Origin of the sequence: Nonomuraea sp. NPDC005983 (assembly GCF_040614375.1) — a bacterium.
Lineage (GTDB): Bacteria > Actinomycetota > Actinomycetes > Streptosporangiales > Streptosporangiaceae > Nonomuraea.
Genome location: NZ_JBEXUP010000023.1, coordinates 44,925 through 67,710 on the forward strand (window position 1 = coordinate 44,925; position 22,786 = coordinate 67,710).

24 protein-coding genes are annotated in these 22,786 nt (G+C 71.0%); 8 read left to right on the plus strand and 16 right to left on the minus strand.

The window, feature by feature from the left end; genetic code table 11:
• Positions 1–39 precede the first annotated feature (39 nt).
• Complete coding sequence (locus ABZ297_RS13715; protein WP_355344419.1) at positions 40–3,000, minus strand: ATP-binding protein; 2,961 nt, start codon at positions 2,998–3,000, stop codon at positions 40–42.
• Positions 3,001–3,070: 70 nt separating this feature from the next.
• Positions 3,071–5,008, minus strand: a complete 1,938-nt coding sequence (locus ABZ297_RS13720; protein ID WP_355344422.1) for a hypothetical protein — start codon at positions 5,006–5,008, stop codon at positions 3,071–3,073.
• Between the two features lie 168 nt (positions 5,009–5,176).
• On the opposite strand from ABZ297_RS13720, the gene ABZ297_RS13725 reads away from it, so the two are divergent.
• Both ABZ297_RS13725 and ABZ297_RS13730 read left to right on the plus strand, forming a co-directional pair.
• The gene (locus tag ABZ297_RS13725) at positions 5,177–5,833 is read left to right on the plus strand and encodes a hypothetical protein (RefSeq protein WP_355344425.1); all 657 of its coding nucleotides are present in this window, start codon (positions 5,177–5,179) and stop codon (positions 5,831–5,833) included.
• Positions 5,830–6,471 (plus strand): hypothetical protein, encoded by a 642-nt coding sequence (locus tag ABZ297_RS13730; RefSeq protein WP_355344427.1) that lies wholly within the window; start codon positions 5,830–5,832, stop codon positions 6,469–6,471. The genes ABZ297_RS13725 and ABZ297_RS13730 overlap by 4 nt, the downstream gene beginning before the upstream one ends.
• 69 nt (positions 6,472–6,540) lie before the next feature.
• Here the strand turns inward: ABZ297_RS13730 and ABZ297_RS13735 are convergent, their stop codons facing one another.
• On the minus strand, positions 6,541–6,726 hold the full coding sequence (locus ABZ297_RS13735; protein ID WP_355344430.1) for a hypothetical protein: 186 nt from the start codon (positions 6,724–6,726) through the stop codon (positions 6,541–6,543).
• Positions 6,727–6,738: 12 nt separating this feature from the next.
• Here ABZ297_RS13735 and ABZ297_RS13740 point away from each other — a divergent pair, with 12 nt between their 5' ends.
• Complete coding sequence (locus ABZ297_RS13740; RefSeq protein ID WP_355344433.1) at positions 6,739–7,446, plus strand: hypothetical protein; 708 nt, start codon at positions 6,739–6,741, stop codon at positions 7,444–7,446.
• Here ABZ297_RS13740 and ABZ297_RS13745 read toward each other — a convergent pair.
• Positions 7,436–8,638 (minus strand): hypothetical protein, encoded by a 1,203-nt coding sequence (locus ABZ297_RS13745; RefSeq protein WP_355344436.1) that lies wholly within the window; start codon positions 8,636–8,638, stop codon positions 7,436–7,438. The genes ABZ297_RS13740 and ABZ297_RS13745 overlap by 11 nt on opposite strands.
• Before the next feature lie 198 nt (positions 8,639–8,836).
• Between ABZ297_RS13745 and ABZ297_RS13750 the strand changes: the two genes are divergently transcribed.
• Entirely contained in the window at positions 8,837–9,205 is a 369-nt protein-coding gene (locus ABZ297_RS13750) for a tetratricopeptide repeat protein (protein WP_355344439.1), read from the plus strand.
• A gap of 68 nt (positions 9,206–9,273) precedes the next feature.
• The gene (locus ABZ297_RS13755; protein WP_355344442.1) at positions 9,274–9,843 is read left to right on the plus strand and encodes an XRE family transcriptional regulator; all 570 of its coding nucleotides are present in this window, start codon (positions 9,274–9,276) and stop codon (positions 9,841–9,843) included.
• Here ABZ297_RS13755 and ABZ297_RS13760 read toward each other — a convergent pair.
• The 11 genes from ABZ297_RS13760 to ABZ297_RS13810 all read right to left on the minus strand — a co-directional run bounded on the left by ABZ297_RS13760 (position 9,804) and on the right by ABZ297_RS13810 (position 15,781).
• Positions 9,804–10,571: a methylated-DNA--[protein]-cysteine S-methyltransferase gene (locus ABZ297_RS13760; RefSeq protein WP_355344445.1), complete on the minus strand. Its 768-nt coding sequence runs from the start codon at positions 10,569–10,571 to the stop codon at positions 9,804–9,806. The genes ABZ297_RS13755 and ABZ297_RS13760 overlap by 40 nt on opposite strands.
• On the minus strand, positions 10,568–11,128 hold the full coding sequence (locus ABZ297_RS13765) for a sigma-70 family RNA polymerase sigma factor (RefSeq protein WP_355344448.1): 561 nt from the start codon (positions 11,126–11,128) through the stop codon (positions 10,568–10,570). Before ABZ297_RS13765 ends, ABZ297_RS13760 begins: the two co-directional genes overlap by 4 nt.
• Positions 11,129–11,252: 124 nt before the next feature.
• Positions 11,253–11,552 carry a DUF1416 domain-containing protein gene (locus ABZ297_RS13770; RefSeq protein WP_355344451.1) on the minus strand — a complete coding sequence of 100 codons (300 nt, stop codon included), beginning with the start codon at positions 11,550–11,552 and terminating at the stop codon, positions 11,253–11,255.
• On the minus strand, positions 11,552–12,391 hold the full coding sequence (locus ABZ297_RS13775; RefSeq protein WP_355344454.1) for a sulfurtransferase: 840 nt from the start codon (positions 12,389–12,391) through the stop codon (positions 11,552–11,554). Before ABZ297_RS13775 ends, ABZ297_RS13770 begins: the two co-directional genes overlap by 1 nt.
• A complete protein-coding gene (locus ABZ297_RS13780) occupies positions 12,388–12,801 on the minus strand; it encodes a DUF4395 domain-containing protein (RefSeq protein ID WP_355344457.1) in 414 nt (137 codons plus the stop codon). Before ABZ297_RS13780 ends, ABZ297_RS13775 begins: the two co-directional genes overlap by 4 nt.
• A 60-nt stretch (positions 12,802–12,861) precedes the next feature.
• Entirely contained in the window at positions 12,862–12,945 is an 84-nt protein-coding gene (locus ABZ297_RS13785) for a putative leader peptide (RefSeq protein WP_350668905.1), read from the minus strand.
• A gap of 32 nt (positions 12,946–12,977) precedes the next feature.
• The gene (locus tag ABZ297_RS13790; protein WP_355344516.1) at positions 12,978–13,382 is read right to left on the minus strand and encodes a thioredoxin family protein; all 405 of its coding nucleotides are present in this window, start codon (positions 13,380–13,382) and stop codon (positions 12,978–12,980) included.
• 75 nt (positions 13,383–13,457) lie between these two features.
• Complete coding sequence (locus tag ABZ297_RS13795; RefSeq protein ID WP_355344460.1) at positions 13,458–14,243, minus strand: zf-HC2 domain-containing protein; 786 nt, start codon at positions 14,241–14,243, stop codon at positions 13,458–13,460.
• Positions 14,240–14,752, minus strand: coding sequence for a sigma-70 family RNA polymerase sigma factor (locus tag ABZ297_RS13800; RefSeq protein WP_355344519.1), 513 nt, complete (start codon positions 14,750–14,752; stop codon positions 14,240–14,242). The genes ABZ297_RS13795 and ABZ297_RS13800 overlap by 4 nt, the downstream gene beginning before the upstream one ends.
• Before the next feature lie 49 nt (positions 14,753–14,801).
• Positions 14,802–15,467 (minus strand): DUF2993 domain-containing protein, encoded by a 666-nt coding sequence (locus tag ABZ297_RS13805; protein ID WP_355344463.1) that lies wholly within the window; start codon positions 15,465–15,467, stop codon positions 14,802–14,804.
• Between the two features lie 62 nt (positions 15,468–15,529).
• Positions 15,530–15,781: a MoaD/ThiS family protein gene (locus ABZ297_RS13810; protein WP_350813220.1), complete on the minus strand. Its 252-nt coding sequence runs from the start codon at positions 15,779–15,781 to the stop codon at positions 15,530–15,532.
• Between the two features lie 176 nt (positions 15,782–15,957).
• Here ABZ297_RS13810 and ABZ297_RS13815 point away from each other — a divergent pair, with 176 nt between their 5' ends.
• The 3 genes from ABZ297_RS13815 to ABZ297_RS13825 all read left to right on the plus strand — a co-directional run bounded on the left by ABZ297_RS13815 (position 15,958) and on the right by ABZ297_RS13825 (position 20,691).
• Positions 15,958–16,650, plus strand: coding sequence for a response regulator transcription factor (locus ABZ297_RS13815; protein WP_355344465.1), 693 nt, complete (start codon positions 15,958–15,960; stop codon positions 16,648–16,650).
• A 134-nt stretch (positions 16,651–16,784) separates the two neighbouring features.
• Positions 16,785–20,240, plus strand: coding sequence for a tetratricopeptide repeat protein (locus ABZ297_RS13820; protein ID WP_355344468.1), 3,456 nt, complete (start codon positions 16,785–16,787; stop codon positions 20,238–20,240).
• Between the two features lie 82 nt (positions 20,241–20,322).
• A complete protein-coding gene (locus tag ABZ297_RS13825) occupies positions 20,323–20,691 on the plus strand; it encodes a hypothetical protein (RefSeq protein ID WP_355344471.1) in 369 nt (122 codons plus the stop codon).
• Positions 20,692–20,957: 266 nt separating this feature from the next.
• On the opposite strand, the gene ABZ297_RS13830 is transcribed toward ABZ297_RS13825, so the two are convergent.
• Positions 20,958–22,721, minus strand: a complete 1,764-nt coding sequence (locus ABZ297_RS13830) for a bifunctional metallophosphatase/5'-nucleotidase (protein WP_355344474.1) — start codon at positions 22,719–22,721, stop codon at positions 20,958–20,960.
• Positions 22,722–22,786: the final 65 nt, after the last annotated feature.

The following is a 22,786-nucleotide window of genomic DNA, read 5'->3' on the forward strand; positions in this document are numbered from 1 at the left end:
CTATATCTGCCCTTCCAGGGATGTCCGGTGTGCCGCCGGTCAGCCGGGCTCTGCGAAGGCGATCTCCGGGGCGCCGCCGTGGTCGAAGGGCAGGACGAACCGGCGGGGCCACGACAGCACACCCTCCAGCCACCCGGCGCCCATGCTCTGCCCGACGTGCCGGATCCGCGCGGACGCCTCGACACCGATCGCGACCGTGGTGATGTCGCGCTGCATCCCCTCGTTCTCGTCGTCGCCCAGGATCACCCGCCAGGCCAGCGCCCGGTTGCGGTCGACCTCCATGGACAGCGGGTGGTGCCGAAGCGCCTTGGCCCGGTGGCCGAGCAGCTCGGACTGCACCAGCTCGGCCTGCGTGCCGCCGTCCTGCGGCTGGCGGAACAGCGCGTACTCCATGGGCGGCGCGGGGCTGCGCAGGTTCGGCGCGGGCTGCCCGTACGGGAAGAGCCTGTCGACCTCGTGCAGCCACCGCACCTGCGGGATGACCCACGACGCCCCCGGACGGTCGCCGCCGTTCTCCACCGCGGAGAGCAGCCGCGTGGCGTTCTCGGCGGCCTTCTCCGTGAGCAGCGCCGGGTCCAGCCAGCTGCGCAGCGACCAGGCGCGCCGCGCCACCGAGCGTTCCACCAGGGTGGCGAGCAGGCACTCGCGGCGGCGGGCGGGCAGGTCGGCCCAGGCCGCGGCGAGGGCGCGCGGCACGCCGGGCAGCGGCCGGTTGCTCACGAAGGCCAGCACGACCGTGTCGCACCAGATCCGCAGCCAGGCCCACTCGGGCCCGTCGGCCAGGACGTCCGCCTCGCGCAGTTCCACCAGCGTGCACGCCTGCCCGGTGCGGCACGCCGACCCGCAGGCCACCGACCTGCGGCCGCGGATCGGCGGCGCCGGGCTGGTCAGCGGCTTCTCGCGGGACTCCCCCAGCGGCACCCGCACCCGCAGCGGCCGGTCCATCCCGTCGGCGAACACCGCGGCGCACCCGGGCTGCAGGGAGACGACCTGGCGGGACTGCTCCTCGCTCAGGTTCATGGCCGCGCCGACGAGCTGCCTGTCGTCCTCGGCGGGCAGCCGGTGGACGACCTTGAGTGCGGTGTTCTTCACCACGTCCGAGATGAGCTTGGTCGGGATCTGCTCGGCCACCACGATGCCCTCGCCGTACGCCCTGATCTCCGCGAGCATGCCGGCCAGCAGTTCGACGGCGTGCGTGGCGGCCCGGCCGCTACCCCGGTCGCGCAGCAGCCGGTGCGCCTCCTCGATCACGATGACGTGCCTGAGCCGCGTGGACTTCTCCTGCCTCGCGCGCATCCGCAGGTGCTCGACGATCCTGATGATCAGCGTGCCCATGAGGAACGCCTTGTCCTCGTCGTTGGCCACGTCCTCGATGGCCAGGACCACGTTGCGTTCCAGCAGGCCGCCGATGTCGGCGGGGTGGCCGCCTTCGAAGAAGCGCCCGGCCGAGCCGACCCTGAGCGAGCGCAGCCGCAGCGAGATGAAGCCCTCGACGTCCGCCTGGACCTCGCGGCCGTAGCCGATCTCCTGGATCACGTCCATGGCGTGCTGCTGGAGCTGTTCCAGGGTCGGCACGCTGGGCGGCACCTTGGAGCCCGGCACCGCGCCGCCGGTGACCACGTCCCAGCCGGTGGCCTCGTAGACGCGTTGCAGCGCCAGCGACATGATCTGCGGGAACGGCTCCTCGGCGTCGAAGGCCGCCATGAACAGTGCCCTGACCATGTCGATGTGCGCCTGGACGGGGTAGCCGGGCTCGGGTTCCAGCGGGTTGACGCTGAACGGCACGCCGGCCGGGGCCGACGGGTTGATCACGGTGACCGGCGCGATGGACTCGATGCGCCCCGCCATCGCGGCGTACTCGGACTTGGCCGGCTCGATCGCCAGCCACGGGATCCGGGCGTCGCTGAGCTGTTCGAGCAGATGCCTGACGGTCTGCGACTTGCCGGAGCCGGTGGCGCCGGTGACGAAGGCGTGCCTGTTCAGCGTGGCCAGCGGCACCTTGAACGAGCCGACGCCGCGGTCCTGGCCGTCGAGGATCTCGCCCAGGTCCAGCTCGCCGTTGCCCGCCTCTGACGTGACGTCGAAGAACCCCGCCTCGAGCACCCGCACGCCGGGCACCTCGCGCCTGGGCAGCCCGGCCAGTGCGGCCAGCGCCCCGGCCGTCGCGGCGAACGGCGAGGCGGCGCCGTCGGACGGGTCCTGCGAGGTGATGGCCAGCGCCTCCGACAGCGTGTAGACGGCTCCCTGGGCGCTGCGCAGCCGGTAGGGGTGGTGGCCGATCTCGACCGAGCCGACCAGGACCGGGGCGATCTGCCGCAGCTCGTCGGCGGTGGCGCCGCCCGCCAGGACGCGCACGTTCCACAGGCCGGCCTCGCGGAAGGCGTCGAGCTCCTGCATGCGGCGCTCCGCCCGCTCGGCGTCGAACCTGGAGCGCTCGGAGGCGTCGCCGTACTGCCTGAGCACGTTGAGCTGGGTGCGCAGGTGGGCGACCTCGGCGTCGAGCAGGTCGGTCGGCTCGGCCACCACCAGCCAGGCGAACGGCCGCGACATCAGCGTGACCAGCGTGGACTCGAACAGCGTCGGCCGCTTCAGCTCGTCGGAGTCGGACTCGCGCCGGCCTACGAGCGGCGGCGCCTGGCGTCCCGGGCAGGACGTCCACACCAGGTCGGCGAGGTCGGCCAGGTACTCCTCGTCGAGCTGCACGCCGCGCGCCCCGCCGGGGAACAGCAGCGGCTGCGGGCCCGCCGGGGGGTCCAGCGGGTCGGTCGCCCTGCGCGGCTGGCGCGGCGGCGACAGCGGCCCGGCGTTGGTGATCAGTTCCAGCGGCGCGCCGGAGCCGCGCGAGAGCCAGCCGATCACGAACGGCCGGTCGCGCTGCGCGGCGGACAGGACGGCCGGGAGCACGGTGACGAAGTCCCACTCCGCTGACGAGCTTCGCGAGGGTGCGGCGATGGACTGGATTCGATACCAGGGCCCGCTCAGCGAGACACTCGGCTGCATTTGATCCCCCCACAGACGGTTCTTAGTAAAGTCCGCCCATCGCCAGCTCGCCACACGGCAATTGACGATGTCATTGCCTGTTCTTTCGCCAGTCCAGGCGTGGCGCCGGGGGTCCCAGGTTCGGTGGCGGCTCGTCGCCGCCCTTGTCTTGGTGCTCGTCCGCGGCGAGCACGGCGTCGCGGACGTCCTCCAGCTCGCCGAGTGTGGTCTTGGGAAAGGTGAGGATGGCCGGGTTCGCGTCGGCCAGCCTGACCCGCCTGCCGTCGGCGGTGGCGTCGGTCACGATCACGGACGTCGTGGGCAGCTGCTGGAGCTGGTGCGGCTCGACCAGGAACTCGCGCGAGCGCTGGAGCACCCGCTCCTTCTCGGAGATCTTCTCCGCGGTCCTGCCCCACTCCGTCGACTCCGCGAGGTCCTCGGCGAGGTCGGTGCCGCTCTCCTCACGGTCCTCCCGCTCGTCCTCCAGCTGGGAGATCGTGGACGTGTAGCCGCCGTCGAGGCCGGGCAGCGAGTCGCTGATCGTCTCGGTGAGCTGGGCCAGCTCCAGCCGGTGCTCGGTGCCGACGTGCTCGCTGGCGACCCTGGCGTCCTCGGCGTTGCCCAGGCGCATGAAGGCCACCGCCGCGTGCCCCCTGCCCAGCCGCTCGCGCACGGTCGGCGTCAGCGACCGGTACGTCAGCACCAGTCCGGTCCTGGACGTCTCGCAGGCGTCCATGAGCCGGTCGAGGACGTCGCCGCGGAGCTTGTCCGCGCCCGCCACGATGATCGTGTGATACCAGGGCCGCTCGGCGGCGGGTGACTGGCGCAGGATGTGGGTGAGCGCGGTGGCCACGTACGTGCCGAGCACGCGGTTGCCGAACACGCCCGCCTGCCGGTCCATGCTCACCACCCGCAGCCTGGCCGGGGGCAGCTTGACGGCCTCCGTGCCGAGCGTCTCCAGCTTGCGCAGCTGCGACTCCAGTGCCCAGGCCCGCTCGATCACCACGCGGTCGCTCACCCCGCGGCCGAACAGGGTGCCGATGCGTTCGAGCTGGGTCGCGGTGATCAGCCCGTAGCGCAGGTCGTCGCGCGGGTCGCCGACCTGGGCGAGCGCCCGCAGCGCGGCGGTGACCTGGCTGATCGTGGCGCTCTCGCCGAGCACCTCCAGCACCCGTTCCAGGATCGCGTTGTCGAAGCTCAGGTCGCGCGTGGTGCGGTGCTCCTCGCTGACGCTCACCACGTGCGCGAGCACGTCCGCGAACGCCTCCGGCTTGAGGGTGGCGCCGAGGTCGAGTTTGGGCAGGTCGACGGGCAGCACCCAGACCAGCGGGTCGTCGCCGCCCCTGCGGGCCAGCTCGATCAGGTCTTTGGCGATCGCGCCCTCCGACAGGTCGAGCACGGTCAGGTGGCCGCCGCTGTAGAGGCGGGTCGCGCCGAGCAGCGTGACCAGCGCCGACCAGCCCGGCAGCGTGCCCCCGGCGACGTCGATGCGGTCGATCTCGTCGGGGACGGCGACGGCGTACCAGGTGAGCTGCCGGTCGTGGCGGTCCTTGACCTCCTGCCACTCGCGGTAGCGCTGCGCGTGCTCCTCCTGCGCGCGGAACAGCTCTTTGTCACGTTCCTCGCGCTGCCTGTCGTCCCTGGCCTGCTGCTCGTGCACCCGGTACTTGACCGCCCTGTCGCCCTGGACGAGCGCGTAGCTGCAGATCCCGGCCACGCCTCCGGCGGCGACCAGCCCGATGAGCGCGAAGGACCAGCCGAGGTACCCGGCGAAGGCGAGCGCCAGGAACATGACGGTGAGCACCAGCATGAACATGCGGAAGATCCGCACGGGCCGGTTGAGCAGGTCCTCCTGGAACCGCTCGCGGCGGACCAGCTCGGGGTCGGGCTCCGTCGAGGGGGCCGGTTCCTGCGCGGGTGAGGGACGTTTCGGCGGCGGCCCCGGCTCCGGATGCAGCAGGATGTACTGCCAGCCCAGGTAGATGCGGTCAGCCTGGAGCTGCGCATGCTCGGGATGCACGTCCGCCACGTGACCCTCCGGCCGCGATATGTCCTTGTAGTTCGGCCGTCTCCTCAGCCGCTTCGTGACAGCGTATGAGCTTCAACCCCTCCTGCGGCAGGGTTCTGGGCAATTCGACCAGCCCGATGGGAGGATAGGGGCAGATGGTGTCAGCGTGACCTATTACCATCCATACCCATGACGGAACCCTCCGGCGACAGCAAACCCAAACGTCCGGTAGTGGTGCCCGCAGTGGCCCTGGTGGCGGTCACAGCCATCGGCATCACCGCCCTGCTGGGCGGTCTCGAAGAACGGCCCGACCCTGCACCGCCCCAACTGGCGGCCGGCAAGACCCTCGACCAAGGACAGTTCGAGACCGAGTTCGTCGAGTCGAAGGTGACCCTCGTCAAGGCGGAGAACGAGTACTCGAAGGACAAGCGCTACCTCGACGTGGTGTTCAAGGTGACGAACAAGACCGACGAGACAGTCAACGTGGGCACCGTGCCCGACGCCAAGGACGGCGGCTTCAGCTTCGGCGCCTCACTGCTCAAGATGACCCCCGAGATCAAGACCCAGTTCGGGCCCCGCCTCTTCGCCACGTCGAAGGACGTCACGTCGTCGCAGCTCCAGCCGGACGTGCCCACCACGGTGGTCGCCCGCTACGAGCTGGAAGGCTCCGCCCAGCCGCCCTCGAAGATCACGTTGGACGTCGGCGCCTTCGAGAACCTGGAGAACCCGCTTACGGGCAGCAGCTTCTGGACGGTCACCACCAAAGAGGGCTACCTCGACAAGGCCGAGACCAAAGAGGTGGCCGCGACCGTCACGCTGCCCGTGAAAGCGGAGGGGACGACATGACGGCCACCGCCCAGCAGGCGGCCCCCCGCCGTGCGCGCCGCCAGGCGTCGCGCGGGCGCGCCGGGACGATCGCGCTCAACACCGTCGTCGGCCTGGTCCTGGCCGCGGGGGCGGTGGGCCTGCAGACGTTCGCGCTCTCGGGCGACGACATGGACATGCCGCTCACCTACGCCGGCGCGAAGGGCCAGGACGTCAACGCTGGGCGCTTCTCCGTCCGGGTGCAGAAGGTCCTGACCGCCAAGACGGTCAAGACGCTGGACCGCACCGTCCCGACCGAGCAGATCTTCCTCGTCGTCGAGGCGCAGGCCACCGTCCCGAAGGAACCCGTCCATCTGGCGCAGCCCACCCTGCTCGCCGCCGACGGCAAGCGGTACACGGCCACCGACAAGGTCAACAAGACGCAGACGCTGGCCAACCCGTGGGTCCAGCCGGGCTGGTGGACCACCGGCCGGTTCGTCTTCGAGGTCCCGCCGTCGGCGCTGCCCGGCGCGCAGGCGGTGTTCCAGCTGCCGATCAACGGCCTGTACTCCGAGCCGCTGCCACCGGAGGCGCAGGTCGACCTGGGCATCGACGACGCGGCCGCCAAGCAGCTCGGCTCCGCGCCGCAGGACGTCTTCGACATGGGCGAGAAGAAGTAACGCATGGACTCCAACGACTCGAACCGCGGCTGGTTCTCCCCGCCCCCCGACCAGCCCAGCCACCCTCACTCAGGCCAGCCCCAGCCCGGCCCCGTACAGGGCCGGCCCCAACCCGGCCCGGAGCAAGGTCAGCCCCACCCCGGACAGTCTCAGCCCGGCCCCGCACAGGGCCGGCCCGGCGCCGGGCAGCCGCCTGTTTCCCGGCCCCGGCCACGTCACCGGCAGCCCCAGCCGCGGCAGCGTCCAGGCGCCCACCCCGACCAGCAGGTGTGGCCGCCGGCGCCGGTCGAGCCCGTCGCCGACCCGACGCAGCCGATTCAGGCGCTCCCGAGCGCGGGCCCGCTGCCCCCTTCCACGCCACCGCCACCACCTCCCGGGCCGCCCGCGGCGGAAGCGGCCGCGCAGCCGCCGCGCCGCTCGCGCACGCTCCTGCTGAGCGTCGGCGCGGTGGCGGCGCTCGTGCTCGGAATCGGCGCACCCACCGTAGACCGGTACCTCTTCTACAAGAGCGGACGCCCAACCGAAACCCGGCACGAGGTACAACCAGGGCAGAGCCTGACGTTCGAGCACGTGACCTGGAAGTCGGCGATCGAGCCGATGGAGACGCCGCAGGGCAGCCAGCACAACACGCCCGACAGGCAGTGGCTCAAGATCACCGTCACCAGGACGGCCGCCGACGACACCGGCGCCGTGCTCACCGCCAAACCGGCGCTGACCGTACAGGACGCCCAGCAGCGCACCTGGCAGGCCGAGGTCGTCGAGGACGACATCCCGCCGGAGAAGAACGAGGTGGGCAAGGCGTACACCTACACGGCCGCCGCCGTGGTGCCGAAGGCGGTGGCGAACGACGTCCAGCTGCACCTCAAGCCCGACATCACCTACCGCAACGACACGCCCACCGACAAGCTCCTGCAGGTCAAACCGGAGGACCAGGCGAAGCGCGAGCGCAACGACGTGCTGATCTTCAGGCGGTGAGGCTCTCGCCCCGCAGCCGCGCCCGGGTGGCCGCGATGTCGAACGTCGCGGCCAGCAGGCAGTAGGTCAGGACGGTCAGCAGCAGGTTCTTCACGAAGGCGACCGGCCACGAGATCACCAGCCAGAAGTAGGGCTCGTTGGAGCCGATCAGCGTGCGCACGCCCCGGTCCAGGTAGTCGGCTCCGACGTGCAGACCCACGTAGATCAGGCACATCAGGCCGAACAGCGTCGCCCCGCCCTTGACGGTGACCCTGAAGGCGTTCACCGCCGGCACCCAGCGCTCCTGGAACCCGCCGATGATCCGGTCGGCCGCCCGCTGGGTGACGCCGTGGCTCTCCTCCAGCCGGTCCACGCCCTGCAGGAGCCGGGTGCCGCGCAGCGCCCTGCGGGTGTCGTCCACCGACCCGCCGTACACGAGCACCGCGACGGCCAGCCAGGTGAGCGGGACGGCGAGCGCCTCCAGGACGAACGGCCAGACCTCGTGCACCACGTTCCAGAACGCCTCCCAGCCGGGCACGCTCTCCTTGGCCTGCGACCACAGGTCGTTCGTCCCCTCCACGACCGCGCGGTGCTGGGCCCAATCGCTGCGGGCGGCGGTGAAGGTGAAGACGGCGTTCAGGCCGCAGAACATGAAGGAGAACTCGGCGAAGGCGGCCGCCAGCCCGGCGAACCTGCCCGAGCCGTTCTCGACCATGCGTCCGAACAGCACGCGCAGCCCGAAGGTGACGGCCATGGCCGCCAGCGAGACGCGCCAGTCCAGCCCGGTCAGGCCGCGGCCGTAGGTGACCTCGTTGTCGGTGCCGTTGGCGATGTTGTTGAGGATCGTCGCGTAGAAGTCGCTGTCGAGATTGTGGAACAGGTCCATCGACTGGTAGTCCTGGGCGTCCTTGAGGTACAGCTCCCAGGCCAGGTAGATCAGCGCGAACGCCGGGGCCACCCGGTTCATCGACGACCAGAACCTCTCGTCCGGCTCGCCGTCGGCCGTGCGCGCGCGAGCCTCCCAGAGGCCGCGCCGCAGCGATAGGAACATGCCGGTGGTGACCGTCATGGAGACGAGGACGACCAGCGTCAGCAGCGTGACGGACACGATCAGCCTGGCCTGACGGAAGTCGCCGTGCGAGAGCTCGGTGGCCGCGTAGAGCATCAGCCAGCGCAGCAGCTCACCGGCGGAGAACCAGAGGATCAGCGGCATTGCGCATTTGGCGGCGAGACGTAGTGCGTGCAGGGGCAGCGAGTACGGCGACGGCATCCTCTGAGCCGGCGTTGGCCCAGGTCGGGGCGGTGCCATCAGACCTGACGATCCGGACATCTGCTGAATCGTAGCGGTCTGTCACATACACCGCACCAGCAACTCGGAATGAGAGACAGGTGGTTGCATGTTCAACTATCCATGACGTACCTCACCGAGGTCGAACGGTACCGCTACGCCGAGCGACTGCTGGCCCAGCGGGACCCGCTCGGCGCCCTCCAGATGCTCGACCCGCTCCTCGACGCGCACGCCGGCGACCACGGCGTGCAACTCCTCGCCGCCCGCGCCTACTACCACTCGGCCCAGCTCGGACGCGCCCGCGAAGCGCTCACGGCCCTGCTGGACCGGGACCCGACCGACCACTACGTCCGCTTCCTTCTCGGACGGACGCTGGAACGGTCGAGCAGGCACGAGGAGGCCCTGCCCCACCTGCGGCTCGCGGCGGCCATGAACCACGACCCCGAGTACGCGGACTCGGTGGCCCGCGTGGAACGCAAGCTGGCCGCCTAGCAGCCCGTTCGCCGGGGGCTCGCCCCCGGCGAGTCCACGATCGCCCGCCCGTGGGGGACGATGTCGGCATGGAACCGCGTCCCGCGCTCGACACCGACCCCCGCGTGGTGGGAGAACGCGTCCGGCAGCTGCGCCGGGCCGCCGGGCTCTCGCTGTCCGAGCTCGCCAGGCGGGCGGGCGTCGGCAAGGCCACGCTGTCCGGGGTGGAGAACGGCACGCGCAACCCCACCCTGGAGACCCTCTGGGCGATCACCGCCCAGCTCGGGGTGCCCATCGGCGCCATCCTCGACCCCCTGCCCGAGCCGCAGGTCATGCACGGCGCGGCCATCGAGGCCACGCTCCTGAAGGTCTTCGAGGACGAGCACGTCACCTACGAGCTCTACCGGATGCGCATGCCGCCGGGCACCAGCCAGTTCTCTCCCGCCCACCACGAGGGCGTCACGGAGCACATCACGGTCTTCACCGGCACGCTGACGGCGGGCCCGGTGGGCCGGCCCGTGACGGCCGGGCCGGGCGAGCACATCTCGTGGGTCTCCGACGTCCCGCACGCCTACGAGTCCCTCGGCCCGGACGAGGTCCGCGCCACCCTCCTCATGCGCTACCCGGCCGCGCCGGTCAGAGCCGACGAACCGGGCTGAGCGGGCTGGCAGGTGCGGCACGGGCGGTATCCGGCCGCCCTCGCCTGGGCGATCGTGCGGAAGCCGTGCCGGTGCCTGGCCGTGATGCGGCGGGCGTTGTGGCAGGTGGGGAAGCACACCACGCCCGTGGTGTCGCTCGCCAGGTAGAACACCCGCTCGCGCGCCAGCCCGCGGACCCGGCCGAGGTCCACCCCTTCTCCCTCCAGCAGCCGTTCCTTGGCCGCCGCGCCGAACACGTACCCGCCCAGGCCGCCGTCGGACCGCGTCACCCGATGGCACGGGACCAGCAGCGGCACCGGGTTGTCCTCCAGCGCCGCGCCCACCGCCCGCACCGCCGCGGGCCTGCCGATCCGCGCGGCGACCCACGAGTACGGCCGCACCTCGCCCCTCGGGATGCCCTGGACGGCGGCCAGCACGTCCCGCTGGAAGTCGCTCACCCCGCGCAGGTCCAGTGCCAGGCCGGACAGCCTCCCGCTGCGCAGCGCGGGCAGCAGCCCGGCGGGCGGACGCTCGGCGGCCACCAGCGGGCGCCCGAACCGCTGCCTGAAGGCGGCCGCGAACCCGTCACCCTCGCGCAGGTAGGCGACGCCCTGGTCGGTGAACGCCACGGTCAGCTCCCCGATCGGGCCGGGCACCCTGACCCAGCGCGCCGCGATCCGGTCGAGCAGCCCCGCGGGCGCGTCGGTGGCCAGCGCCGCGAGCCCGGCGAGCAACTGGTCCTGGTTCATCGGGTACCTCCCAGTGTCCGCAGCCGTCGCAACCCCCGTGACACGTGCGACTTCACCGTGCCCTGGGGGATTTGGAGCACCGCGGCGATCTCGCTGACCGGCAGGTCGACGACGTGCCGCAGCACCACGGCGGCCCGCTGCTCGTCGGGCAGCAGGCCCAGCAGCTCCGACAACTCCTTCCCGGTCTCCCGCCGCACCGCCGCCTCCTCCACCCCTTCGCGGGGATCGACGCTCTCGACCGGCTCCTCGCGCAGGTCGGGCGGCGGTTTCCGGGATTTGGCCCGGGCACAGTTGCGCCAGATGTTCATCAGGATCGTCAGCACCCAGGGCCGCGGCTGGAGCGCCGCGATCCGCTCGCGGTCGTACCCGGTGAGCGCCCGGTAGGCGCGCAGGAAGGTCTCGGCCGTGAGGTCCTCGGCGTCGGCCCACCGCCCGCTCATCCGCAGGGCGGTGGAGAAGACCAGGCCACGATGGGCGCTGAACAGTTCGGCGAACCCCTCGTCAAGATCGTCGAGAAGCGCCTTCCTGACCGGGTCAAGGCGCACGAAATCACTCACGTCCGCTAGAACACCGCGATGCCCGATTCGGTTGCACCTGACCAGAATGTCACGCCAGAAACAGGAGAGGGCCCGCGTCCTGAGACGCGAGCCCCCTCTACGCGACCAGCGCGCGCGGATCTGATCAGACGGCGACGGCCAGCTGGGAGACCTCGCCGAGGCGGGCCGCTACCTGGACGTCCCGCGTGACCCCGCCGCCCGCGATGATGCGGACGGTCCAGTCGCCCGGCGCGGCGAAGAAGCGGAAGACGCCGTCGTCGGACACCACGACCTCACCGGTGAACTCACCGGAGTGGTCCAGCAGGCGCGCGTACGCGGTGCCCGCGCCCGTCACCACCCCCTGGATCACGGCCTGGTTGGTCAGGTCGATACCGGCCGGCAGCGCGATCGTCTGCTCCGGCGCTCCGCAACCCTGTGCAGTCATCAGCGGGCCTCCCCCAGCTCGATCGGCACGCCCACGAGCGAGCCGTACTCGGTCCATGAACCGTCGTAGTTCTTCACGTTGGCCTGGTCGAGCAGCTCGTGCAGCACGAACCAGGTGTGCGCGGAGCGCTCGCCGATACGGCAGTAGGCGATGGTGTCCTTGTCGAAGTCGACGCCCTCGCCCGCGTAGAGGGCCCTCAGGTCGTCGTCGGACTTGAACGTGCCGTCGTCGTTGGCGGCCTTCGACCACGGGATGTTACGGGCGGTGGGCACGTGGCCGGCGCGCTGCGCCTGCTCCTGCGGCAGGTGGGCGGGAGCGAGCAGCTTGCCGGTGAACTCGTCGGGCGAGCGCACGTCGACCAGGTTGAGCTTGCCGATGGCGGCGACCACGTCGTCGCGGAAGGCGCGGATGGCGCTGTCCTGCTCCTGGGCGGTGTACTGGGTCGCGGCGCGCTGCGGAACGTCCTTGACCAGCTCGCGGGAGTCGAGCTCCCACTTCTTGCGCCCGCCGTCGAGCAGCTTGACGTTGTCGTGGCCGTAGAGCTTGAAGTACCAGTACGCGTAGGAGGCGAACCAGTTGTTGTTACCGCCGTACAGGACGACGGTGTCATCGTTGGAGATGCCGCGCTCGGACAGCAGGGCCTCGAAACCGGTCTTGTCCACGAAGTCGCGGCGCACCGGGTCCTGGAGGTCCTGCCGCCAGTCGATCTTCACGGCACCACGGATGTGGCCCTTGTCGTAGGCGCTGGTGTCCTCGTCGACTTCGACGAGGACGACGCCAGGGGTGTCGAGGTTGGACTCGACCCAGTCGGCATCCACCAGTACGGCGGAGCGGCTCATTGGGGAACCTCCATGTTGGCTGCGGGCGGTAGACGGCGAATCAGCAGGTACATCTCGCAGCCAAGGCAGAGTCCGAAGGCTGCGTTGAGGAATGCGGCGAGGAGAGCCGCGGCCGTCGCCACGAGGGCGAGCGGCGTGATCCCGGCCAGAGATCCGATCAGGCCCGCGACAGCGAAGGCCAGCCCGACACCCTGTGCGAAGCGGGGCGGGCGCAGGTCCTCGGTCTCCTTCGGGGCGCTCTTGACCAGCGCCTTGAAGAGCATCGCGTAGGGCGAGCGGTTAACCGCACCGAGCATGAAGACCACCGCCTGGGCGGCCAGCAACCACTCGCTCTCCGTCACGAGGACGATGGCGAGGACCAGGGTGGTGATGGCCGCGCCGAAACGCAGCGCTCTAGGGTCTGCACGCATCGCGGGATGCTCCTGAAGGGGTCGCAATCGGGGCGGATCGAAATCCGCGCGAGACCGTCCTCAGGCAGCGCGACAGAGCGCGGTGGCGACGCGGCAGAAGTCAACCGCACGCCGCTTCGTCAGCAGCTCCGTCGATGGGTTCATGGCGATGACACTACTCGGCGTCTCGTCATCTGTCACATCTCGTCCGAGTCATGAGACGGGTCGTGAGACGGGTCATGAGACACCGCGTCGCCGAGCGCGGCCAGCACATCGGCCTTCCTTGGCTGGCCAGAGGCCCTTTCCACGATGTTTCCCAGCCCGTCGAGGACGAGCACCGTCGGCGTCCGCATGATGTCGAGCCGGCGCACCAGATCCAGCCGGGACTCGGCGTCGATCTCGACGTGCGACACGCCGGGAACCAGCGCGCTCACGTCGGCCAGGACCCTCCTGGTGGCCCGGCACGGCTGGCAGAACGCGGTCGAGAACTGCACCAGCGTGGCCCGCTCCCCCAGCGGGGCCCCGAGATCGCCTTCGGCCAGCCGGCCGTCGCCGGCCGCACGCACGCGTCCGTCGCGGCGCAGTTTCACCACCCCGATCATCGTTCCGAGCGCCAGCGTGGCCAGCACGATCCAGACACCGGTCATCGTCTCAGGTGTAACCGCGGGCGACCGGGATTACTTCCGCCCGCTCACCTTGATCTTCACCAGCGGCCTGCCGTCCTGGCCGACGATCTCGAACCTGGCGATGTCGGCCATCGGGATCCGGGTGTGGCGGGGGAAGACGGCGTTGTCCCGGTAGGTCGCGCGGCTGACGGTCCAGCCCTCGGTGACGTCCCGATCGCCGGTCTTGGCGACGACGACGAGCTCGCACCTGGTGCCGATCGGCACGCCGGAGATTCGCACGGACAGGTCGCCCCCGGGGAAGGCCGTGACCGTGGCGCCGAACCCCCTGGCCGTGTTCTCGCCGGTGAACTCGCGGCCCGGCAGCGACGGCGTGGCGCTCGGACGCGGGGTCGGCTGGTCGAACCTGAGCTTGTTCTCGGGAGCGCTGTCCTGGGCCAGCATGTCCGGCTCGGCCTCGTTCTGCTGGGCGGCGACCTTGGGGGCCGCAGCGCCGCTCGTCGCGCTGCCGCCGCCGTTGCCGACGGCGGTCCAGACCGTGCCGCCGACGGCCAGCACCGCGGCCGAGGCGGCGGCGGCCAGGAAGATGCGCCCCCTCCTGTGCCGCTTGGCGCGGGCGTCCAGCAGCCGGTCGAGCACCTGGCGGGGCGGACTGGCCACCAGTTCGACGTCGCGCTCGGACACCTTGCCGAGGAATCCGGCGACACCCGCCAGCTCCTCCAGCTCGGCGCCGCACGCCTCGCAGGTGGCCAGATGGGTGTCGATCTCCAGCGCCTCGTCGGGGTCGAGCGCGCCGAGCGCGTGGGCGCCCAGCGCCAGCCGCACCTCCTCGCACGTCATGGCGCCAGCCCTCGCTCCTGGAGCGCGAGCTTGAGCGCCCGCAGCGCGTAGTAGGTGCGCGACTTGACCGTGCCCGGCGGAATGCCCAGCGTCGCCGACGCCTCCTTCACCGATCGCCCCCGGTAGTAGACCTCCAGCAGCACCTCGCGGTGCTCGGGCCGCAACGCGGCCAGCGCCTCCGCCACGGCCCACGACTCGACCGCCCGCTCCAGCTCGTCGTCGGCGGGCAGCACGGCGAGGGCCTCGTCGCCCGTCTCCTGCGGGCGCGCCTTGCGGGCGCGGTGCTGGTCGACGACGAGGTTGCGGGCGACGGTGAACAGCCACGCGCGGATCGGACGGTCACCGAGCGCCTCAGGGTGCCGCCAGGCCCGCAGCAGCGTCTCCTGCACGACGTCCTCCGCCCGTCCCGAATCGCCTGTCAGTCGCAGCACGTATCCGTACAGTGGCCCGGCATGTTCGTCGAAGAGTGTGCGCACGAGTTCCTCGTCGGCGGTGCCAGCTGGGCTCACACCCTCTTCACGTACGGCGGGGCCGGTCGGTTCAGGCTCGTCCACGGGTTCATCCACGTAGTGGCACGTCGGTCGCCTCGGCCGTGAACTCCAGCCCGCCGGACACGCTCCGCACGCCGGTCACCTTCACGTCGAAGGGCAGCTTGCCTTTGAACGGGATGGTGTAGGCGACGAGCCCGGCGAGCTGGTCGGGCACGCCCTCGATCTTCTCCGCCTGGAGCCTGATGCCGTTGCCGACCACCTCGACTCGCAGCTCCGCGTTGAACTTCACCTTGTTCGCCCCCACAGCCACCTCTCCCGACGCGACGAGCTGCCGGCCGTTGCCGCTGATCTTGACCCCCTTGGGGGCGAACTTGTCGATCGTCTGACTCGTCAGGGTCCCACGGACGGTCAGCCGCTCCGCTCTGATGTCGGCCCTGTTCTGGAGGACGTCGGCCAGCGGCGCGGTCACGTTGTAGGCGGCACCCTGCAGGTTCCTGACCGGCACGCCGCCGTAGGTGAGGGTTCCGAGATCGAAGCGCACCTCCGGGTAGTGCCCCGAGATGGCCTGGGTGAGAAAGGGGATGCCCTCGATGGTCACGGTCGGCTGGCTGCTGAGGTCGGTCGCCGCCGCGATCCGGTTGGCGAGGTCGCGCTGCACGCCCGCGACCGCCACCCGATCGACGGCGACAAGGAGGACGATCAGCACGATCAGGAAAATGATCAGCTTGCGCATCGGGCTCCCTGTCTCGGCGGGGTTCAAGAGCTTATCGGCTCATTCCCCCACAAAGGCTTCGATCACCCCCCGGCGAAGGGTGGCAGCACCTCGACCGTCACACCGTCGTTCAGCGCCACCTCGTCGTGATCGCGTCTGCCCACCGGCGAGCCGTCGAGCAGAAAAGACGATCGGGCCACCACCCGGGCGAGTTCGGCGCGATTCTGTGTGATTTTCGTCATGAGTTCGCCAAGAGTTGCCGCCTCGAACGGCTCCTCCGCCAGCCCCGCCGCCTCCTTGGCCGCGGCCCAATAACGCACTTTTCCCGTGGCCATGGCCACCTCACAATCGACTCCGCTCCATTGTGCGTCCGCCTTTACACCGGTGTTTCCGTTGAATCGCCGTTCATCAGTTGGACGCGCAATGGACTCGACTTTCGCGTGGGATATCCTCGCCTACAGGGACCTGGGCGACGTAGCCCCCGGGTCCTTGCGTGTTTGAGGAGGCCGATATGAGCAACCTGCTCCTGCTGACCAACGCCCTCGAGCCGTCCGCCGAGGTGCTGCCGGCGCTGGGGTTGCTGCTCCACTCGGTCCGCGTCTCGCCCGCGGAGGCGTCCGCACTGATCGACACGCCCCCCGCCGACGCCGTGCTGGTCGACGCGCGCAAGGAGCTGGCGCACGCCAAGGGCCTGTGCCGGCTGATCCGGACGACCGGAATCGACTGCCCGCTGCTGGTGATCGTCACCGAGGGCGGGCTGGCGGCGATGACGGCCGAGTGGGGCGTCGACGACGTGCTGCTCGACAGCGCGGGTCCCGCCGAGGTCGAGGCCCGCCTGCGGATGGCCACGGGCCGCATGTCCCAGACGTCCGCCGAGGAGGTCCCCGACGAGATTCGCAGCGGCGACCTGTCGATCGACGAGGCCACCTACACCGCCCGCCTGCGCAACCGGGTGCTCGACCTGACGTTCAAGGAGTTCGAGCTGCTCAAGTACCTGGCCCAGCACCCCGGCCGGGTGTTCACCCGGGCCCAGCTCCTGCAGGAGGTCTGGGGCTATGACTACTTCGGCGGCACCAGAACGGTGGACGTCCACGTCAGGCGGTTGCGCGCGAAGCTCGGCACCGAGTACGAGTCGCTGATCGGCACCGTGCGCAACGTCGGCTACCGGTTCGTCCCCGACCGGGTGGATCCCGCGCACGTGTGAGTTGACGGATGAGTTGACAGTGGGGCCGTGCGAGGGTCCACTGATGTGACAGGCCGCCCGTTAGGGCGGCGCCTCTGTGTCACAACGTTCTCTGTCACGTCGCGGACACCGCCGTCCGGGGAATCGGTGGTGTCGTGGTTGATGTCCTCAGGTCGCTCGTCGACGAGACCGTCCGGCCCCGCGTGTACCGGCGCAACGAACTGATCTGCTCCCCATCGCGGCCCGCGAACCGCGTCTACCTGATCGACTACGGATACGCCAGGGAGTACACCCCGGCCGGTGAGCGCGAGGCCATTCACGACCTGCGCGCGGGCGGCGACCTGGTGGGCGAGCTGGCCTTCTGGAACGCCGGCGAGCGCGTCAGGATCGACGCGCTGACCGAGGTGCGGGCCTGGCCGATCGACATGCACGCGCTGCGCGAGCACGCGTCCTCGAACCCGGCCGTCGCCACCGCGCTGGTGCGGGAGCTGTTCGCGCGGAACGTGGCCGCCCGCAGGCACGAGGCCCTGGCTCGCGCGCCCGTCGCGGCGCGGCTGGCCGTCTGGCTGCTGCACCTGGACGAGCGGTACGGACTGGCCGCGGAGTCGGCGCCGCCGCTGTCCATGGAGACCCTGGCCGACCTCGTGGGCAGCGCGCCCGACGTGGTGCAGCGGCAGCTCGCGCAGTGGGTGGCGCGGGGCTGGCTGGTGCGGCCCGGCTACCGGCGGCTGCGCGTCACCGACGCGGCCGCGTTACGCGGCGCCGCCGGCGGCTGGGAGCACCTGTCCGCGCCCTGGAACGGGCCGGTGACACCGTTCCTCACCAGGCCGGGGACGCGGGCCGACCCGCTGCCCGCCGGCGAGGTGCCGCGCCCGGCCCAGCTCCCCGCCGACGTCGCGGACTTCACGGGCAGGCAGCAGAGCCTCGACCTGCTCACCAGGTGGCTGGAGCGCCCCCGGCGGACGAACACGATGGTCGTCCAGGGCCTGCCGGGAGTGGGCAAGACCGCGCTGGTCACGCACTGGGCACACGTGCACGCGAACAGGTTCCCCGACGGGCAGATCGTGATCGACCTGCGCGGCCAGTCGCCCAGCCTGCCGCCGATGACCCCGGCCGAGGCGCTCGGGCAGATCCTGCGCTCGCTCGGCGTCGGCGAGCACATGCCCGCCGCCGACGAGGCCGAGCTGATGCTGCTCTACCGCAGCAGGCTCGCCGGGCGCAGGCTGCTCCTCATCCTCGACAACGCCGCCGACCCGGCGCAGGTGCGGACGTTGCTGCCGGGCAACAAGGACTGCGTCGTACTGGTGACCAGCAGGACCAGGATGGCGCCGCTGCGGGCGACCGGCCACGCCGACCTGATGGACCTGCCCGTGCTCGACCCGGGCAACGCGGTCGCGCTGCTGGTGGCCGTGCTCGGCCCCGGCTCGCCGCGCTCCGCCGACCGCGACGCGCTGGCCGAGCTGGCCAGGGTCTGCTCGTACCATCCGTTCGCGCTGCGCATCTCGGCCGCCAAGCTCGCCGAGAGCCCGGGGCTCAGTGTCGAGTCGCGGGTACGGGAGCTGCGCGGGCCCGAGCGCAGCGTGCCGTTCTCCGGCGACCCGGAGGAGGCGTTCCGTTCCGCGCTCGACCTGGCCTACGAGGCGTTGTCGCCGGGGCAGCGGCGGGCGTTCCGCCACGTCGGGCTGCTTCCCGGACGCGACTTCACCCCGGAGGTGCTGGCCGCCGCGCTGGGCGCCCCGGTGAGCGAGGCGGTGGTCGCCGTGGAGGGCCTGCACCGGGCCTACCTCGTCGAGCCGCTGCCCGGCCCGCGGTACCGGGTGCACGACCTGGTCAAGCGGCTGGCCAGGGAGCTGGGCAGGCACGCGGAGGCGGGCGTGCGGGAGGCCCGCGTCCGCCTGCTCGACCACTACCTGGCGGTCGCGTCCGACCCGGCGACGCCGCGCGAGTGGTTCGGGGCGGAACGCCGCTCGCTGGTCTCCGTGGTGCGCCTGGCGGAGGAGACGTCCTCGCACGGCATCGCGTGGCAGCTCGCGGCGGCCGTGTTCGAGCCGTTCAGGGCGTTGCGGTACTACGAGAACAACCTGGAGATCCAGCAGGCCGGGCTACGCTCGGCGCTGAGCATCGGCAACCGGCGGGCCATCGCGGCGATGCGCGGCCACCTCGGGTCCATCCACCGCGACATCGGCCCGTCCACGCTGGCCGCCCGCTTCATCGGGGAGGCGCTGGCCGACTTCGCCGCGCTCGGCGACCGCGAGGGGCGCGCCCGCGCGCTCAACGACCTGGCCGAGGTGCACGGCATCGCGGGCAACGGCGAGGAGGCGCTGGCCTGCGCGGACCAGGCGCTAGAGCTCTACCGCGAGATCGGCGACAGGGCCGGGGTCGCGGGCTGCCTGCACACGCTCTCGCGACTGCACGTGTCGCAGGAGCGGCACGAGCCGGCGCTGCATTACGCGGGTGAGGCCCTGCGGCTGCGAGAGGCGATCGGCGACCGCAGCGGCACCGCGCAGAGCCTGATCATCCTGGCCAGGGTGCGGCAGCAGCTCGGCGAGCCGAACGCGGCGCTGTCGGAGGGCCTGGAGGCGCTGGCGCTCTGCCACGAGCTGGGCGACGAGCACAGCGAGGCCGAGACGCTGCTCTGCCTGGCCGAGATCTACGACTCGCTGCGGCTGCCGCACGACGCGCAGCGCGACGCGGAGCGGGCGCTCGCCGGTTACACGGCGACCGGCGACCAGCACGGCTGCGGCCTGGCGCTGTGCGCCCTCGGCCGCGTCGCGCGCAACGGCTCGCGCTACGACGAGGCGCTCGACCACTACGAGCAGGCGCTGGCCGTGCAGCGGGAGCTCCACCACGAGCAGGGCAGGGCCGAGACGCTCGGCGAGATCGGGCTGGTGCACTGGCGGCTGGCCGACTACCTGCGCGCGAACGACTATCTCGGCCAGGCCCTGGCGATCAGCCGAGTCATCCGCGACCTGCCGGTGGAGGCGCGGATGCTCAACAGGCTGGCGCGGGTGCGGCGGCGGCAGGGGCTGCCGCAGGTGGCGTTCGTGTACGCGCTGGAGGCGCTGGACATCGTCCAGGGCATGGGCAGCCGCCGAGCGGAGGCGGACGTCCAGGAGACGCTCGCGTACACGTACCTGTCGCTCGACCGGCACGAGGACGCGCTCCGGGCCGCCAGGGCGTCGCTGGCGATCAGGGAGGAGACACGCGGCAACAGGGCCAGCGCGCTGCTGTCGATCGCGCAGGCCCTGCACACCGCGGGACGTCCCGGCGCGGCGCTCGGCTACGCCACCGAGACCGTCGAACTGCAGGACGAGACCGGCACCAGGGACCGCTGGGCGGCGGCGCTGACCACGCTCGCGATGATCCTGCTCGACCTGGACCGCGCCGACGAGGCGCTGGCCCACGCCGTCCAGGCCAGGGACGTCCACCTCGGCTGCGGCACCCGCCGGGACCTGGGCTGCGCGCTGCGTACCCTCGGGCTGATCGCCCACCGGCTCGGCGACGCCGTGGCGGCCCGCGTGCACCTGGCCGAGGCGGTGCGCATCCTGGAGGAGGTGGGTGACGTCTTCGAGCTGAAAAGGGCGACCGCCGAACTCCGCGAAATATCGTAAATTTCAGGACATCTAGGTCGGAGATCTTGGCCGGGCTCCTCCCGTTAGCTGGTATCCCAGCTACTCGTCGGAGGCGATCCGGATGCTCAGGAACCAACTGCGTCGAGACCTGCGGTGGCTCAGACGTCAGGCACGCAAGGACAGGCGGATCACGCTCGCCCTGCTGGCCGGCGTCTTGGGGGCCTGGACCAGGCAGCTCCTGCCCGCCGACCTGCCGCCCTCCCGGGGCCCGCTGCTCGCCCTCGCGCTCGGCCTGCTGGCGGGCTCGACCGCGGCCTGGGCGGCGTCCGCGCTCCTGCTGGCACGGGCGGTCCGCGAGCGCCGCGACCCGGTGGAGGCGCTGCGCTGGATCTCCCGCGTCACCAGGGCCAAGGAGTGGGCGTTCTGCTCGCTCGGCGCCTACGTCGCCTGGCACCTGCTCCAGTTCGTCACGGCGCTGCTGCTCGGGTAGCGGAAGGGCCCGCTTCTCGAAAGGGCGCACATGGGCAGGTCCAACTCGATCACACCGTCCGGCACTGCAGGCTCTACCCGCCGGGCTCGGCGCCGGTCATCAGGGGTTTCCCGCGCCGGGCCGGCAGCGGGAGGGGCCACCGATGTGATCGGTGGCCCCCCACGTGCTTGCCGATCGGCTTGCGGCCGTTACGCCATCGTCGTCCGGTCCGGGAGTCGATGCCGACTAGAAGAGAAGAGAAGCGGGCCCTTCATCTGGGTGAGAGGTCAGTCGACGACCTTGATGCGGTTGGTGGCGGGCGGGGCGATGGGGTTGTCCTTGCCCAGCTGATCGACGAAGGCGTCGATGTCCAGGGGGCCGCTCCACAGGTCCTTGCCGTCCTTGAAGGCTGCGAAGGCGTCACCGCCGCCGACGAGGAAGTTGTTCACCGCGACCCGGATCTGCTGCGCGTCCGTCACCGGCTGCCCGTCGATCCGGATGTCGGAGACCTTCGAGCCCCAGGCGGCGGAGTTGCTGTAGGTGTAGGTCAGGTTCGCCGAGGGCTGCAGGATCTTGGTGAAGGCCTGGTTGTTCGGGCCCCCGGTGAACTGCTGCTCCAGCACCGTCTTGAGCTGCGCGCCCGTCAGCGTGACGACCTGCAGGAGGTTGTTGAAGGGCTGGACGGTGAACGCGTCACCGTAGGTGACCACGCCCTCGCCCTTGTACGACAGGGGGGCCCGGACGCCGCCCGGGTTCATCAGCGCGATCTGCGCGTTGCCGCCGGCCTTGGTGGCCGCGAGCTGGCCGTCGGCGATCAGGTTGCCCAGAGGGGACTCGCCGCTCGGAACAGCCTTGTTGGTGATCTCCTCGGTGATCTTGCCGACGGGCTTGTCGGCGACGGACGACACGTTGTCCTTCCAGAGCTTCACGAAGTCGTTGATGTCGCCATCCGGTTCGATCGTGCGGGTCACCACGTGGTTGTCCGCCACGACCGAGGCCCTGTCGATGTCCCGGGACTTGACGTCCACCTTGAGGTCCACCTGCGTGATGACGCGCCCGAACGAGCCGCCCTGCGAGTAGAGGCGGTCATGGCCGGCCGGGTCCTTGACCTTGCACAGGTACGCCTGGTGCGAGTGGCCGCTGAGCACCACGTCGATCTCCGGGTCCACCTGGGTGGCGATGCGGTTGCCCGCGCCGGGGACCGCGCTGCACGCGTCCGGCGACTGGCCGGCCGTCACCTGGTCGCCCTCGTGCACGAGCACGACCTGGGCCTTGACGCCCACCAGCTTGAGCAGCTTGGAGGCCATGTTGGCGGCCTTCACCTCGTCCACGAACTTGAGGTCCTTGATGCCGTCGGACGAGACGATGTTCGGCGTGGTCTGCGTGACCAGGCCGATGAAGCCGATCGGCACGCCGTTCATCCACTGGATGCTGACCGGCGGGAGCGCGGGCACGCCCCAGTCCTTCATCAGCTTCGTGATCTGGCCGGCGTGCCCGAGCCCCTCCAGCGCGTCGGACTTCGCGTCGCCGTTCTTGAACAGCACGTTCGCGCCGACGTAGTCGTACTTGGCGCCCGTCCACTGGCCGGCGGGCGAGCAGCCGTCGACCGGGTGGCAGCCGCCCTTCATGATCCGGCGCAGCTCGGCGTAGCCCTCGTCGAACTCGTGGTTGCCGACCGCGGCCACTTTCAGTCCGAGCTTGCCCAGGAACTCGACCGACGGCTCGTCGTGGTAGGCCGCCGAGATCAGCGGCGACGCGCCGATCAGGTCGCCCTGGGCCACGGCGATCGTGTTCTTGTCGGTCAGCGCCTTCATGTGCGCGGCGATGTAGGCGGCCCCGCCGGCGTCGACGGTGTTGCCGTGCTCGTCGACCATCCTTCCGGAGTTGCCGGTCGGCGGCTCGAGGTTGCCGTGGAAGTCATTGAGCGCGAGCAGGCGGACGGGGACCGTCTTGGGTGCGTTGCTCGCGTCCGCCGGAACGGCGGCGAGCAGGGCACCACCCGTGGCGACGGCTCCGGCCAGCACCAGCCGGAGGAGGGAACGAGACATCATGCCCCAAGACGTTACGGTGGCAACCTATGCAGCCAATGTCCCAAAGGTAACGATTCGTCGGACTG